A 15,069-nucleotide genomic window follows, 5' to 3' on the forward strand; every position below is an offset into this window, starting at 1 on the left:
TCTCAGCGCGTTGCTGCAGCCGGCAGAGATATTGGTGGATCGAGCATCTGATTGCTGTCAGCGGTCGAACCATAAAGCGCCGCATAACGCCGACATCTATCCAGATGAGCCGGAAGTGGGGAGCATCCGGCTCACAGGTTTCGGCATAACCAAGAAATGGCGGAGATCGAATATCCGAGCCATCAACGAGCTTTCACGGTTTGCGTGCTCGGATGTGTAGGAAGATTGGCGCAACGCGGGTATCGGCTACTACAGGTTCGGCAAGGGCGACTTCCGGCGATGCCATTGGTTCGCCAAACGCCTCGATTATGAAGCCGGCACCGACGATCATGGATACCCAGCTTGTCAGCGTGCGATGGAAACGCGGCACCGAAAAGGGTGTCAGCGCTGCACGCTCTTCAGCTGGAATCTCGGAAAACAGCCAGCGCTCGATGCGCCCGTCGGTCTCATCGAAATAGTCGGCAACCTGAACGGCAACTGCAGCGCCGCTCTCATCGCGGATATTGCGGCGGGTCGGCGGAACGAAACATGGATGCAGAATCGAAAACTGCAAGAACCCACCGGGCTTCAGAATGCGGTGAAGGCTCCCCAGAACTTTTTGCTGGTCAGCCATGTCCATCAGCGACATAAAGGCGGTGACGAAATCAAAATTCCCTTCCGGAAAGTCAAGGCTCTGGCCGTCGCCAACCACGTAGTCGATACCGAGTGGGTCCTGTGCCTCCGTTTGGCGGGCATAGCGAATGAAGGTAGGTGCGATGTCCACCCCGGTCATGCGGGCACCAAGTTGGGCTACTGCGCGGGTATTGGTGCCTTCACCACAACCGAGATCAAGTCCCGTCAGACCTGCGATCGGGGGTAACATGTCCAGAAAGGCGGGCGTGTTAAGTGCGTCGCGATATTTGTCGTAACCTGCACGACTATAGATCGTCCAAGTCTCCGCATTGCTTTCCCAATGAGTGGCGACATCGTTTGTGTTCATGCTCATCGTCCTTCACGTCCTTCCAATCTTTGCTTCTACGTCCGCTTGCCATCCGCAGCAGCGCGAGCCTCGAGATCAGCTCATTTCCGCCGTCGGCTGAACGACCGCCGACGCAGGCACGTGTTTCCAGTTCTTGAGGTCCGACGCCTTAAGACCGGAATGAAAATCAATCAGGTCTGCTGGGCCAATCATGTTTGCCAAATCCAATCCCCCTCGGCGCACAATCAAAAGGTGTTCTCTCTTATCGAGAAAACACCTTGTGTAGAGCTTATCCGAGAAGAACGTGGGCCGCGGCCCGCCTCAGCAACCCATCCCTGCCGCTCAAACAGACCGCATTAACCCGCCATCCACCTTCAGGCTCTGGCCGGTAATATACCCCGCCCCATCAGACACCAGAAACGCGATGGTCGCGGCAACTTCCGCACTCGTGCCATAGCGCTGCATCGGCACGGTCTCGCGCCGCTCCTCGGTCGCAGGCAGGCTGTCGATCCAGCCGGGCAGCACATTGTTCATGCGAATGTTCTCGGCCGCATAGGTATCCGCAAAGAGCTTGGTATAGGCGGCAAGGCCGGCGCGGAAGACCGCCGAGGTCGGGAACATCGTCGACGGCTCGAAGACCCAGGCCGTGGAGATATTGACGATCGCACCCTTCTTCTGCGCCTGCATGATCGGCGTCACCAGCCGCACCGGGCGGATGACGTTCATCAGGTAGACGTCCATGCCCGTATGCCACTGCTCGTCGGTGATCTCATTCAGCGGTGCGCGCGGTCCATGTCCGGCGCTGTTGACGAGAACGTCGATACGGCCCCAGGCCTGCATCGCCGCATCGACCAGCCGCTTCAGGTCTTCGTTTGACTGGTTGGAACCGGTGACCCCGACACCGCCGAGCTCCTTGGCCAGCGCCTCGCCCTTGCCGGAGGAAGACAGGATTGCAACCTTGTATCCATCGGCCGCAAGGCGTCTCGCACTTTCGGCGCCCATGCCGCTGCCGCCTGCGGTGATAACAGCCACTTTTTCTACTGACATTTCGGTGCCCTCCTGAAGTGATATCGTCGATTGATCGATGTGTGCACGCACGATACCATCTCCGTCACGTGAGCGCGAACCAGTTCTCCTCTTTTATGGCAGTAGAAAAACTACTCGATGAGCGATATCCCGGGAAAGCTTCCCTCCCTCAATGGCCTCAGAGCCTTCGAAGTCGCGGCGCGCCACCTGAACTTCAGGCTTGCCGCCGAAGAGCTCGGTGTGACGCAGGGCGCCGTCGCCCAGCAGGTTCGCGGGCTCGAAGCGCAGCTTGGCTTGACCCTCTTCGAGCGGCTTCCCCGCACGCTGGCGCTGACGGCCGAGGGCCGGCGCTACATCGCCGATATCAGGCGCGCCTTCGAGCTCATCGCCCGCGCAACGGACGAACTGAAGCCGCAGGCGATCAAGCTCACCATCAGCACGACGCCGACCTTCGCCTCCAAATGGCTGATCCCGCGCCTGCCTGACTTCACGGCTCTGCACCCCGATCTCGATCTGCATATTCTGGCGACCGAGCGCATCTCGAATTTCGTCGTCGATGGCGTCGATCTCGCCGTCCGCTATGGCCGCCCGCCCTTCGGGCCGGGCCTGAACGCCGAGCTCCTGTTCGAGCAGGAGGTCATTGCCGTCTGCAGTCCGCTGCTGCTTGCCGGCCGGGATGCACCGCGCACGGCCGAGGAGCTTGCGGCCTATCCGCTGCTGCACGATGCCCACAATCTCTGGCCGGAATTCGTCGAGCGCCACCTCACAAACAGCCGCAGCCCCTCCTTCAAGGGCATCAGCTTTTCGCAGACCTCGCACGCCATCGAGGCGGCGATTGCCGGACAGGGCATCGTTCTCGCCAATGGCGGCTTCGTCACCGACGATCTGGCCAAGGGCCGGCTGGTGCGTGTCTTCGAAGCCAGACTGCGCGGCCCTTCGGACATCTACCTCGTCTGGCCCCGCTACCGGAAATCTCCTGCGCGGGAAACCGTGATCGGCTGGTTGTTCACTGAGGCGCAGAAGGCAGGCTGAGCGCTCGCGCACGGGGCAGCGTCAGCTTGGCGGACATGAAGAACGACTAGCCCCTTGCGCAGGACGCCGGAGACACCAGATTCAATCTCTTCATTCCCTCCGATAAGCATCGATAATCACAGGCCTATTTAATGTTCCATTTCATTCTCGGGCTTCCATGGCTGGTTGTCCTCCTTCGCTTCATCCTGCCCCTGCCGTGGATATGGCCTGCCAAGGCGCTGCTTGCCGGCGTGCTCCTGGTCGCCTCCCAGCAGGTACTGCTGAACCGTATCTCGTCGGGTTCCGTCTTCGCGCCCGAATATCCGCGCCCGCTGATTATCGTACTGAATTTCCTCTTCGGTGCGACGCTCCTGCTGGCCGTCTTCCAGATCGCGCTGGACGCCGTCTCGCTTGTCCTTGCTCTCATCGAGGGACAATTCCCGGCCGTGCCCCCTGAGGTCCGCTATATCATCGGGCTCGCGGCCTTCGGCCTGGCCGCTTTTGGCGTCGCTGGAGCCGTGCGCATTCCACCCGTGAAGAATGTCGAGATAGCAATCCGGGATCTCCCCGATTCCTTCGACGGCTACCGCCTGCTGCAATTGACCGACCTGCATCTCAGCCGCCTCTTTCCGGCGTCCTGGGCCGAAGCGCTCGTGAAGAAGGCCAATGATCTGAAAACCGACCTGATCGTCGTGACGGGCGATTTCATCGACGGCCGCCTGGAAAAGCGCCGTGCGGACATCGCACCCCTGGCGAAGCTCGAGGCGCGCGACGGCATCTTCGCCATTCCCGGCAACCACGAATATTATTTCGGCTACGACGATTGGATAGCGCACGACGCCAGTCTTGGCATGCGCATGCTGATGAACGACCACGCCGTCATCGAGCGCGGTGCTGATCGCATCGTCATTGCCGGTGTGACGGATCTGGCAGCATTCGGCAGACCGATGCCCAATCCCGATCTTGCCGCGGCCCTGAAAGACGCTCCGGCCGAAGCCCCGATCATTCTTCTCGACCATCAGCCAAGAATGGCAGCCGAGACGGCCAAATCCGGCATTGCCCTGCAGCTGTCAGGCCACACCCATGGCGGCATGATCCTCGGCCTCGACCGGCTGGTCGCCCGTGCCAACGGCGGCTTCGTCTCCGGCCTCTACCGGGTCGGCGCCATGCATCTCTACGTCAACAATGGCACCGCGCTCTGGCCGGGCTTTGCGCTCAGGCTCGGCCGGCCCTCGGAACTGACGGTCTTCACGTTACGGAAGGGTTCCTGACAGCAGATCGGCAACCGGCCGGCTTTCGCTCTCCCTCACCAGCAGGCGAATACGCTCGGCCACATCGGGATCGACGGGATTGTAGACGACCATGTTGAGATCCGGCCGGCCGTCGATGGCAAAGCCGGAATATTCGAGCGCGATATCGCCGAGGATGGGATGTTTCAGCCGCTTGGTTCCCTCGCCATGCGCGATCACCTCGTTCTCCTCCCAGATCCGCTTGAATTCCGCGCTGGTGCGACAAAGCTCTTCCACCAGCTCTGCTATCTCCGAGGTCGCGCCCGCCCGCGCCGCATCCGCCCGGAAGGCGCCGACGACGAAGCGGGCCATCGCCTGCCAGTCATACTGAACATTGCGCACGCCGGAGTTGGAAAAGAGCAGCCGCAGGATGTTCCTGTCTCCGGGCGCAAGCTTCCCGTAATCGGTCATGACGATGGTCGCCGCCCGGTTCCAGGCAACGATATCCCAGGCAGCCGTGCGCACCAAAGCCGGGCTGACCTCCAGCGTATCGATAAGCCGCTGCAGCCGCGGGCTGATGCCCTCGACGGCGCGGTAGCGCACCTCCGGCGGCCGGCCGAGGCCGAGAATGAAGAGATGCTCGCGCTCCGGCTCGGTCAGCATCAGGCCGTTTGCGATCCGGTTCAGCACGTCGGCGGAGGGTGCCCCGCCGCGCCCCTGCTCCAGCCATGTGTACCATGTGGGGCTGATATTGGCGCGCTGCGCCACCTCCTCGCGTCGCAAGCCCGGCGTGCGCCGGCGGCCCGAGAATCCGAACACGGCCGGATCGAGGCGCGAGCGGCGGTCGCGAAGGAAGGTGCCAAGGGGGCTGCCGTCGGTGCTCATGCTGTCCCTGTTAGCCATTATAATAGGATAACGTCACTACTTTAACAGCATAAAACATAGCGCAATATTGGGGTCTGTAAAGCCAGTCGCGCAAAAGTGTGAAGCGGTTTTGCGATAACGACATGCGAAAAAACAAGGACTTAAAGCGTGCAGCGGCATGCTTTGAAACAAGGAGATACCCATGCGCATTTTCCTCACTGGCGCCACCGGCTTCATCGGCTCGGCGATCATCCCCGAACTCCTGAAGGCAGGCCATCATGTCATCGGCATGACCCGCTCGGATGCCGGCGCAAAAGCGCTCGAAGAGGCAGGTGTCGACGTTCACAAGGGGACGCTGGAAGAGCCCGAAAGCGTCCAGCGCGGCGCCGAAAAGGCCGATGCCGTCATCCACACGGCCTTCGACCATGATTTTTCGCGTTTCGTCGAGAATTGCCAGAAGGACAGCCGCGTCATTGCCGCAATGGGCGAGGCTCTCAAGGGCTCGAACCGCCCGCTGCTCATCACCTCGGGCACCGGCATCGGCAATGCCCATCTCGGAGAGCTCGCGAGCGAGGATGTCTTCAATATCGAGCATCCGAACCCGCGCATCGCTTCCGAACTTGCCGGCAACGCACTTCTGGATGCCGGCGTCAACGTATCCGTCATGCGCCTTCCCCAAGTCCATAACACGTTCAAGCAGGGCCTCGTCTCGCCACTCATCGAAATATCAAAGGCAAAGGGCGTTTCCGCCTATGTCGGCGAAGGCCGCAACCGCTTCCCCGCCGGCCACCTGCTGGACGTCGCCCTGCTCTACCGGCTGGCCATCGAACGTGCTGAACCCGGCGCCCGCTACAATGCCGTCGACGAGGAAGGTGTGACCATGCGCGAGATCGCCGAAGCTCTCGGCCGCGGCCTGAAGCTGCCAGTCGTCTCGGTCACGCCGGAAAAGGCGGCGGAGCATTTCGGATGGATGGCAATGTTCGCCGGCCTCGACTTCCCGGCCTCCAGCGAAAAGACCCGCCGGACCCTTGGATGGAATCCGACAGGTCCCGGCCTGATCGCCGATCTCGATGCGATGGATTACGACAGCCTGGCGGCTTAAACCAAGGCGCCGATCAAGGCCTCGCTTTTCACCCAGAGCTGCCGTGCCTTGTCGGTATCCAGCGCATAGGACCTGACACCGTCGGCAAACGGGCTCTCGGCGTCGTTGATCGGCGCAACTGCGCAATCTTCGTGATAACGCCCGCCGATCTCATCCCTGTCGGCCACAACAGCCGCCCAGACGGATGTTGCCGCCGCCTGCGGAATTTCTTTCAGTTCCGCAGGCGGAAGCCCCGCCTCGGCGCGCGCCTTGCCGACGGTCTCCAAAAGACCTTGCAATGCCTCCGGCGAGAAATGCCGGGGAAGATCCGTGATGCTGTTGCCAGGCATCACCGACGCAGCCCGGATGCCGCGACCCCGGTGCCGCCGGTCGAATTCCACAGCAAAGAGAGCATTGGCCGTCTTCGACCGCCCATAGGCGACGAAGGGCTGGTACTCCTGCGCTTCGAAATTCGGATCGTCGAGATCGACATCGGCAACGCGATGCGCCTGCGACGACAGCACCACCAGCCGCCCATTGTCGGCAAGCAACGGCTCGATGCCGACGATCAGCGCGAAATGGCCGAGATGGTTGGTCCCGAACTGCATTTCGAAACCGTCGACCGTCCGGCCGAATGGGGTTGCCATGACCCCGGCATTGGCGATGACGGCATCGAAGCGCCGGCCATCGGCAAGCAGCCTGTCCGCCGCGGCCCGAACACTTTTCAGGGATGCCAGATCGAGCCCGATCAGTTCCAGACTGCCGCCGCCCTGCTTTGCTGCCTCCCGAACAGGCGCAGCGGCGGGCTCGCTCCTGGCGAGGTCCCTGATCGTTCCGACGACGCTTGCGCCATGGGACACGAGCGAGCGCGCCGTTTCGAGCTCGATGCCCGATGAGACACCGGTGACGAGAAACCGCTTTCCCGTGAGATCGACGCCGGAAAGCACTTCGTCGGCGGTCGATTTTGCGCCAAAGCTTTTGGTCATGTCTTGTCCTTCAATGGTTGATCTCGGAGTTTCGATATTCGACGCCTGCCAGGCGTCAGATTGCCAGGCCACCGGCCACATCGATCACGCTGCCGGTCATGTAGCCTCCATGCGGTCCCGCCAGATGGCAGATGAGCGCGGACACTTCCTCAAGCGTCGCGATACGGCGGATCGTGTGCAGGTTCATCAGCGCGTCGGGCACGCCATCACCCAGCACTTCGGCAGACATGTCTGTCGGCATCACGCCAGGCTGAACGACGTTGACGGTGATGTTGCGTCCACCGAGATCGCGGGCAACACCTTTCGCATATCCGACGATGGCCGCTTTCGTTCCCGAATAGTCGGCAGCTCCGGCAAACGGCACATGCGTGCCGAGCAGCGAGCCGATGAAGATGATCCGCCCGCCATCCGACAGCACGGGTGCTGCCGCACGCGTTGTCGCCACTGCACCCATGACATTGATCTGCCACTGGCGATCGAGATTGACCGTATCCAAATCGGGATTGTCGACCGTCTTGCCCTGCACGGCGATCGCCGCATTGTTGACGAGAATGTCGAGCTTGCCGAAATAGGCGATCACCTTGTCGACTAGCGGCTTGGCCGCCGTCATGTCGGCCTGGTCGCTCTTGATCGCCAGAGCCCGCACACCCGTCGCCCTGAGCTTCTCCACCACCGCCTCGGCCTTCGCGGCAGAGGCCACATAGCTGATCGCAACATCAGCACCCTGATCGGCCAGCGCCTCCGCCGTAGCGGCACCGAGCCCGCGAGAACCACCGGTCACGAGCGCAACCTTGCCCTTCAGAATATTCGACATGGAAATCCTTTCTACACACTATCGGACACTGCCTGCCCTCATCGAGCGGCCGCGCCTTTTTCGTAACGATCGTTACTGTAATGAGTGGTATGAAATGTAGACAAAGCCTGTCAAGTGGTTTAATAACGATCATTATGAAATTGGCCGAGTTGATCTGATGGGACGCCATCGCGAATTTGACATGGAGAAAGTGCTCGATGCGGCGCTATGCGTTTTCTGGCGCAAGGGCTACGAGGGAGCGTCCTATGCTGACCTGACAGAGGCTGCCGGCGTCGAGAGACCCGCCCTCTATTCCGCCTTCGGCAACAAGGAAGCGCTCTTCCGGCGGGCGCTGGATCGCTATTCCGAGCGATATCTGGATTATCTTCCGGAAGCGCTCAAGCTCCCCACCTCGCGCCAGGTCGCAGCCCACATCCTCTACAATGCGGTCGACCTCAATACGCGTTTTCCCAATCATACGGGCTGTCTCGGCATCAATGGCGCCGTGGCGGGATCGGACGAAACCGAACCCGTGCGACAGGCGCTGATCGACTTCCGCGCTGCTGGCCAGGCACAGCTTCATGAGCGCTTCGAGCAGGCGAAGGCAGAAGGCGATTTGCCGGAAACGGCCAATACGGAAGCCCTTGCGGCATTCGTGATGGCGATGACCCACGGCATGGCGGTACAGGCCAAAGCCGGTTTCAGCCGCGACATGCTGAACGCCGTTGCCGATCAGGCGCTGTCCACCTGGCCGGCAAAATCATACTGAACCTCGTGGACGGAAACCTATCCTGCCGCATTCATCTTGGCGCGCACCTCCAGAAAGGCCGCCGTCAGTCGCGCCAGAACCGGCGATTTGACTGATCCGTTCGCCCCGCCGATCGGGTCCTGGATATGGATCCTTCTGAGATCCTCCATGAACTCGTCCCAGAGCGGCTGGCCGCCCTCTTCCAAGAGTTCGGCGCGAATGCTGAGATCCTCGCTGACCGGCAGATGCCTGCGCCCCCAGGCGCCGATCATCGCAAACATCGGCACGAGTTGGATCGAGGCTTCCGTCAGGCTGTAGATCGACTTCTGGCTGTGGGAGGGATCATCGAGCTTGGTGATCAGCCCGTAGGACATCAGCCGCTTGAGACGTGCCGCCAGAATATTGGAGGCGATACCCTCCTCCGACTGCGTCAAGAGCTCGCGAAAGTGACGGCGATTGCCGAACATGATATCCCTGATGATGACAAGGCTCCACCGATCGCCCAGCACCTCCATCGTCAGGTTGATCGGGCAGCCCGACCGCATTTCGATATTCATATCCGACTCCGTGGGAAAAACCAGTTGCATCATAGGATCGGTTATGCAACAACTCAACCGATTTCAAAATGCAATCAGATGGAGGCTGACATGACACGTGTACGTGTTGCTGCATTTTCCCTTTCTATCGATGGTTTCGGCGCCGGTCCTGACCAGAGCCTTGAAAATCCCCTCGGCAAAGGCGGCATGGCGGTGCACCAATGGTTCTTCCCCACCCGCACCTTCCGCACCATGATCGGCAAGGACGACGGCACGACTGGCGTTGATGACAAGTATGGTGCGGCAGGCATGGCGGGCTTCGGCGCTTTCATCCTCGGCCGCAATATGTTCGGCCCGATCAGGGGCGAATGGCCTGACGAAGAGTGGAAAGGCTGGTGGGGTCCGAACCCGCCCTATCACGCGCCCACCTTCATCCTAACCCACTACGCCCGCGAGCCCATCGTCATGGACGGCGGCACCACCTTCCATTTCATCACGGGCGGCATCGAGGAAGCGCTTGAAAAGGCCAAGGCCGCAGCCGGCGACAAGGACGTCAAGATCGGCGGCGGCGTCAGCACTGTCCGGCAATATCTGCAGGCAGGGCTGCTCGACGAGATGCATTTCGCCATTTCCCCCGTCGTCCTCGGCAAGGGCGAAGCCATGTTCGAAGGCATCGACCTGCCGGCGCTCGGCTTCTCCGTCAAATCCCACGAGATGACGGAACTGGCCGCGCATGTCGTGCTCTCGAAGTGAGGCTTGCCCATGTCCGCCGCCATGTCGCTGGTGATCTACCTGCACCCGCTCTCCTCTTACTCCCAGAAGGCGAAGACCGCCTTCTACGAGAAGGACCTGGCCTTCGAGGTGAGGCTTCTTGACGGAAGCGAGCCGATCACCTCGGAGTTTTCGGCAAAGTGGCCGATCAAGCGTTTTCCGATCCTTGAGCATGGCGGCGACTTCATTTTCGAAGCGACAAGCATCATCGAATATATCGACGCGCTCAGCCCCGGCGACCAACCGCTGATCCCCAAGGATGCGGCAACGGCTATCAAGGTGCGCATGTGGGACCGCTTCTTCGATAACTACCTGCAATATCCCCAGCAGCGCATGGTCAATGCCGCGCTCGGCCGGGAGGTCGAGCCCGGTGACGGCTATGTCCGCTGGCGCCACGCGCTCGAAACCGCCTATGGCATTCTCGACGCGCATATGAAGGGCAGGCAGTGGGTGGTCAGCGAAACCTTCAGCCTCGCCGATTGCTCGGCCGCCCCGGCCTTGCTCTATGCCGACTGGGCGCATCCGATCCCCGAGCATTTTGAGAATGTCCGCGCCTATCGCGCCCGCCTGCTCCAGCGCCCGAGCTATGCCCGCGCACTCGATGAAGCGCGCCCCTACCGTCACCTCTATCCGCTAGGAGCACCTGCCGGGCGTGATTGAACGGGTGAGCGCTCCGCTTTCGCGCAGGTACCGCGGCAAGCGGTATCGGTGCAAAACCGCCTTTGTTCGATAGCTGATAACGGCAGCATCTGAAGATATCGGGTATTTACTGTAACGTACTTCCGCCCTGCGCCATTTTTCCCTACCGATCGCCCCATAACAGCCAGGCGCATCGGCAAGCGCATGATAAACCGGCCAGCGGGGGCAGCAATGACACTTGCGGAATGGATCATGCTCGCTCTGAGGGCCAGCCTGTTCTCGATCGTCTTTGCACTTGGGCTGCGGGCGACGCTCAAAGACATCGCGTATCTGCTGGCCCGCCCCATGCTGTTGTTCAAATCCATCCTGTCGATGAATATCGTCATGCTCGGTTTTGCCCTCGCAGCCGCCTATCTCTTTCCGCTGCCCCCGCCGCTCCAGATCGCGCTCCTCGGACTTGCCATGGCCCCGGTTCCGCCAATCCTGACGTGGAAGCAGAAACGAGCGGACGGGACATCCTCTTACGCGATCAGCCTGTGCGTAACGGCCTCCTTTCTGGCCGTCCTCCTCGTTCCACTCGCCATCGCATTGGCAGACATCGTCTTTCACGCAGACTACCGGATGCCCGCGACGCGCGTCGTGCCCATCGTCCTCATATCCGTCATCGTGCCGCTCGTGCTCGGCATGCTGGTCGAGCGCCTCGCGCCCACCATCGCCGCCAGGATCGCCCAACCGGTCGCGATATCAGGAACGGTCCTTCTCATTCTGGCCGCCCTGCCCGTTCTTTTCGTGACGCTGCCTGCGGTCTGGGTGCTCGTCGGCAGGGGACTCCTTCTGTTCCTTGCCCTCTTCACCGCCTTTGGCCTGCTGGTCGGCCACGTCCTGGGTGGGCCGCACACGCATGATCGCGTCGTTCTGGCGCTCGCGACAGGCACGCGGCATCCCGGTGTCGCAATGGCGATCGCCGCATTCAATTTTCCCGATGAAAAAGCCGCGGTGGCGGTCGTGCTGATGCACGTTTTCATAGGCGCACTGGTCTCGATACCCTATTTGAAACTTGTCCGGATAAGCGTCGCGCCTGCGAAGAGCCTCGACAAGTAATGGATATAGGCCACCTCATCTCGTTGCATTGGCCGGTATCCTGCGACACCGGCCAATCCATTGCAGACGATCAGACGAGCCCCTGGCTGAAGCCGAATTCGCCCTCCGCTTCCGCCGCACGCACATCCTCGCCAAACAGCATGTCATTATGCGGCCGGCCGCTGCGAACCATGGGATAGACGTTTTCGAGCGCCGCGACACGGCAGTCGAACAGGACAGGCCGGTCGATGGTGATCATCTCCCTGATCTTCGCATCCAGCTCATCCGGCCTCTCGCAGCGCAAGCCCACCGCGCCATAGGCTTCCGCCAGCTTGACGAAATCCGGCAGCGAAGCGGAGTAAGATCGATCCCGGCGGTTGCCATGCAGGATCTGCTGCCATTGCCGGATCATGCCGAGCTGCGCATTGTTCAAGATGAAGATCTTGACCGGCGCCTGATGCTGCATCGCCGCCGAAAGCTCCTTCAGCGTCATCTGCACCGAACCATCACCGACAATGCCGAGAACCAGCCGCCCGGGATGGGCAATCTGCGCCCCGATGGCCGCCGGCAACCCGTATCCCATCGTGCCGAGCCCGCCAGAAGTGAGCCATCGGTTCGGCCCCTCGATGCCGAAGAGTTGCGCCGCCCACATCTGATGCTGACCGACATCGGTCGTCACGATCGGGTCGAGATCGGTGGTCAGCGCATGCAGCCGCTCCAGTGCATATTGCGGCATGATCTCGTCCCGGCGCCTCTCATAGGCAAAGGATTTTCGCCCCCGCCACTGCTCGATCTCGGTCCACCACGCATCCATCCGCTTCCGCTCCGGTATGGCGGGAAGCGCCCGCCAGGCTTCGATCATCTCCGAAAGCACCGCCGCCGCATCGCCCGTGATGCCGATATCGACTGATACATTCTTGTTGATCGAGGATGGATCGATATCGATATGGATCTTTTTCGAGCCCGGCGAAAAGCGGTCGACGCGCGAGGTTACGCGATCGTCGAAACGCGCCCCGATCGCAACCATCAGGTCGCAATCATGCATCGCCATATTAGCTTCATAGGAGCCATGCATGCCCGGCATTTTCAGCCAGTTCGGCCCTGACGCGGGATAGGCGCCAAGCCCCATCAGCGTCGAGGTGATGGGAAAGCCCGTCAGCTCCACCAGCTCCCGCAGCAGGCGCGAGGCCTCCGGCCCGGAATTGATGATGCCGCCGCCGGTATAGAGGACCGGCCGCTTCGCCTGCGCCATCAGCCTGACCGCAGCCGCGATCGCCTCGCGATCGCCGCCCGTCCGCGGCTCGTAGCGTGCCGGCACCGATATCTCCTTCGGGCCGACATAAAGCCCGCTCGCAAACAGCACGTCCTTGGGCATATCGACCAGAACCGGCCCCGGCCGGCCCGATGTGGCGATCCTGAAAGCGAGATGGATCGTCTTAGCCAGATCATCGATGTGATCGACGAGGAAATTATGCTTGGTGCAGGGCCGCGTGATACCAACCGTATCGCATTCCTGAAAGGCATCCGTGCCGATCAGCGTCGTCGGCACCTGGCCGGTCAGGCAGACGAGCGGAATGGAATCCATCAGCGCATCCTGCAGCGCCGTCACCGCATTGGTGACACCTGGTCCTGAGGTCACCAGCATGACGCCGACCTTGCCGGTCGAGCGGGCGTAACCTTCGGCGGCATGGCCGGCCCCCTGCTCGTGGCGCACGAGCAGATGCTTGATCTCGTCCTGCTGAAAGATCTCGTCATAGATCGGCAGCACGGCAGCGCCGGGATAGCCGAAAATGTGCTCGACGCCATTGTCGCGCAGCGCCTGCAGAACGATTTCGCCGCCGTTCATCAGGCGGCCAGAGGGAGTATTCGCGGAAGTCTCGGGAGAATTTTGGGTAAAGCTAGCCTTATCGCCGGTCATAGCAATGTTCCGTCGTTGATGAGGTGATTGGGGGTGCGACGGGGCATAAAAAAAGGCCCCGTCAGGGACCTTGTGTTCGGCGCATGGGTGGCTGATGCCGGACGGTTACACCGTCCTGCCCATGCGCGATATCACCACGACGAGAACCATTGCGATTTTCATGGGCGTAAGAGCTAACCGCAATTTTGCGCTCCGTCAATCGCATCTGTGCGTTCGGCCCGAACCGCTGTTCGCCTTGTCAGATGTTGATGGCTGATGGGTTATCGATCCGGCTTGGCTGCCGGGGCGTCCCCGGCCCGCAGGCGAAACATGCCGCGCGGGACCGTCAGATCGTCTGCCGTCCCGAAAGCACCTCGATCGAAAGGCTGAAGAAGATCGGCCCGTCCACAGGCTCATCCGTATCGCCGTCGAAATTGAAAGATCCAGGCTCCCACCAGAAGGCACGCTTTTCCAGAAGCGACCATGCATGGATGCGTTCATTTCGGCGCGCGGGGGTATCCGTCAGCTCCTCGAAACGACCGTGAACAAGGACGCTTTTCCACTTTCTGTCCTGGCCGAGCTCTTCGGCATGGAAACTGGCCAGGGGGTTTGCCCTGAGACGGTCGATCTTCAGGCCAGGCATGGAAAACATGAACAGCCGGCGTCCTTCATAGGCGTAGTGAATGGGAACGATATAGGGATATTGCTCACCGCTGCACCCGAGATGGCCAAACATGTGGTTCGCCAGAAACTCGATGCAGGCATTATCGGTCATTTCTCGCAGCTGCATGCTAGCCTCCGGTACTTTAAAGGTCCTGCCGTTGCTGACCCGGCGGGCCGAGCATCAATTTCGTCAGAAGTGCGATCTGCTCCTGCTGCTGGGCGACGAGCGATTTCAGATCGGTATTTCTGAGCTCGTCGAGCTTGTCATGCAGCGCCATGATTTCGATCTCAGCCTTCAAATTGACCTCGTAGTCGTGCGCGGCATCCACTCGGTCTTTGGCGGCATGCCTATTCTGGCTCATCATGATGACCGGCGCCTGCACGGCCGCCAGCATGGAAAGGATGAGATTGAGGAAGATGAAGGGATAGGGATCGAAGGCGCGCGTCGCGGCCAGCAGATTGCCGGCGACCCATACTGCAAGGGCGATCCCGAAGAGGATGATGAAGGTCCACGAATCGCCGAATTCCGCCACCTTGTCCGCCAGCCGCTGCGACGGTGTCAGCTTTGCATCGAAGGACTGATTGGAATCATGGGCAATCGCGTGCCGGGAGATCAGTCGCCGGAAGACTGCCCGTTCGCGCTCGGTTAAGAGCTCGAACGGTTTGCCGAGGTATCTGTTCGCGCCGGAACCGATTGCCTCGTCGGAGATTTCAGCAACAGTGCCGGCCGACATGATATTCTCCCGTCGAATGCACCGGCCGGCACCGGACCATGACAATATGGCCG

At 61.0% G+C, this 15,069-nt stretch carries 16 protein-coding genes; 7 read left to right on the top strand and 9 right to left on the bottom strand.

Going from position 1 to position 15,069, the window contains the following annotated elements; translation table 11 throughout:
• Positions 1–193 precede the first annotated feature (193 nt).
• Positions 194–979 (bottom strand): class I SAM-dependent methyltransferase, encoded by a 786-nt coding sequence (locus tag J2X71_RS27620; RefSeq protein ID WP_310387185.1) that lies wholly within the window; start codon positions 977–979, stop codon positions 194–196.
• A 321-nt stretch (positions 980–1,300) separates the two neighbouring features.
• On the bottom strand, positions 1,301–2,005 hold the full coding sequence (locus J2X71_RS27625) for an SDR family oxidoreductase (RefSeq protein ID WP_310387186.1): 705 nt from the start codon (positions 2,003–2,005) through the stop codon (positions 1,301–1,303).
• A 117-nt stretch (positions 2,006–2,122) separates the two neighbouring features.
• On the opposite strand from J2X71_RS27625, the gene gcvA reads away from it, so the two are divergent.
• Entirely contained in the window at positions 2,123–3,016 is an 894-nt protein-coding gene (gcvA, locus tag J2X71_RS27630; protein ID WP_310387188.1) for a transcriptional regulator GcvA, read from the top strand.
• A gap of 131 nt (positions 3,017–3,147) precedes the next feature.
• A complete protein-coding gene (locus tag J2X71_RS27635) occupies positions 3,148–4,266 on the top strand; it encodes a metallophosphoesterase (RefSeq protein WP_310387191.1) in 1,119 nt (372 codons plus the stop codon).
• Here the strand turns inward: J2X71_RS27635 and J2X71_RS27640 are convergent.
• Positions 4,249–5,109 (bottom strand): helix-turn-helix transcriptional regulator, encoded by an 861-nt coding sequence (locus J2X71_RS27640; RefSeq protein ID WP_310387193.1) that lies wholly within the window; start codon positions 5,107–5,109, stop codon positions 4,249–4,251. The genes J2X71_RS27635 and J2X71_RS27640 overlap by 18 nt on opposite strands.
• 181 nt (positions 5,110–5,290) lie before the next feature.
• Between J2X71_RS27640 and J2X71_RS27645 the strand changes: the two genes are divergently transcribed.
• Positions 5,291–6,190 carry an SDR family oxidoreductase gene (locus J2X71_RS27645; RefSeq protein ID WP_310387194.1) on the top strand — a complete coding sequence of 300 codons (900 nt, stop codon included), beginning with the start codon at positions 5,291–5,293 and terminating at the stop codon, positions 6,188–6,190.
• Here J2X71_RS27645 and J2X71_RS27650 read toward each other — a convergent pair.
• Both J2X71_RS27650 and J2X71_RS27655 read right to left on the bottom strand, forming a co-directional pair.
• Positions 6,187–7,155, bottom strand: a complete 969-nt coding sequence (locus J2X71_RS27650; RefSeq protein ID WP_310387196.1) for an SDR family NAD(P)-dependent oxidoreductase — start codon at positions 7,153–7,155, stop codon at positions 6,187–6,189. The two genes, J2X71_RS27645 and J2X71_RS27650, sit on opposite strands and share 4 nt — an antisense overlap.
• A 55-nt stretch (positions 7,156–7,210) precedes the next feature.
• Positions 7,211–7,969: an SDR family oxidoreductase gene (locus tag J2X71_RS27655; protein ID WP_310387197.1), complete on the bottom strand. Its 759-nt coding sequence runs from the start codon at positions 7,967–7,969 to the stop codon at positions 7,211–7,213.
• 157 nt (positions 7,970–8,126) lie between these two features.
• Between J2X71_RS27655 and J2X71_RS27660 the strand changes: the two genes are divergently transcribed.
• On the top strand, positions 8,127–8,717 hold the full coding sequence (locus J2X71_RS27660; protein WP_310387199.1) for a TetR/AcrR family transcriptional regulator: 591 nt from the start codon (positions 8,127–8,129) through the stop codon (positions 8,715–8,717).
• Positions 8,718–8,734: 17 nt separating this feature from the next.
• Here the strand turns inward: J2X71_RS27660 and J2X71_RS27665 are convergent, their stop codons facing one another.
• Complete coding sequence (locus J2X71_RS27665) at positions 8,735–9,253, bottom strand: helix-turn-helix domain-containing protein (RefSeq protein WP_310387201.1); 519 nt, start codon at positions 9,251–9,253, stop codon at positions 8,735–8,737.
• A 90-nt stretch (positions 9,254–9,343) separates the two neighbouring features.
• Here J2X71_RS27665 and J2X71_RS27670 point away from each other — a divergent pair, with 90 nt between their 5' ends.
• The 3 genes from J2X71_RS27670 (at position 9,344) to J2X71_RS27680 (ending at position 11,743) form a co-directional block, all read left to right on the top strand.
• The gene (locus J2X71_RS27670) at positions 9,344–9,985 is read left to right on the top strand and encodes a dihydrofolate reductase family protein (protein WP_310387203.1); all 642 of its coding nucleotides are present in this window, start codon (positions 9,344–9,346) and stop codon (positions 9,983–9,985) included.
• Positions 9,986–10,006: 21 nt separating this feature from the next.
• The gene (locus J2X71_RS27675; RefSeq protein ID WP_310387577.1) at positions 10,007–10,663 is read left to right on the top strand and encodes a glutathione S-transferase family protein; all 657 of its coding nucleotides are present in this window, start codon (positions 10,007–10,009) and stop codon (positions 10,661–10,663) included.
• 210 nt (positions 10,664–10,873) lie between these two features.
• Entirely contained in the window at positions 10,874–11,743 is an 870-nt protein-coding gene (locus J2X71_RS27680) for a Na+-dependent transporter (RefSeq protein WP_310387205.1), read from the top strand.
• A 70-nt stretch (positions 11,744–11,813) separates the two neighbouring features.
• Here J2X71_RS27680 and J2X71_RS27685 read toward each other — a convergent pair whose 3' ends face one another.
• From J2X71_RS27685 to J2X71_RS27695, 3 genes are all read right to left on the bottom strand, one after another.
• The gene (locus J2X71_RS27685; RefSeq protein ID WP_310387207.1) at positions 11,814–13,568 is read right to left on the bottom strand and encodes an acetolactate synthase 3 large subunit; all 1,755 of its coding nucleotides are present in this window, start codon (positions 13,566–13,568) and stop codon (positions 11,814–11,816) included.
• Between the two features lie 397 nt (positions 13,569–13,965).
• A complete protein-coding gene (locus J2X71_RS27690; RefSeq protein ID WP_310387209.1) occupies positions 13,966–14,409 on the bottom strand; it encodes a pyridoxamine 5'-phosphate oxidase family protein in 444 nt (147 codons plus the stop codon).
• Between the two features lie 16 nt (positions 14,410–14,425).
• Positions 14,426–15,016 (bottom strand): DUF1003 domain-containing protein, encoded by a 591-nt coding sequence (locus J2X71_RS27695; RefSeq protein WP_310387211.1) that lies wholly within the window; start codon positions 15,014–15,016, stop codon positions 14,426–14,428.
• Positions 15,017–15,069: the final 53 nt, after the last annotated feature.

The sequence above is a fragment of the Rhizobium sp. 1399 genome (genome assembly GCF_031455475.1).
In the GTDB taxonomy this organism is placed as follows: Bacteria; Pseudomonadota; Alphaproteobacteria; order Rhizobiales; family Rhizobiaceae; genus Rhizobium.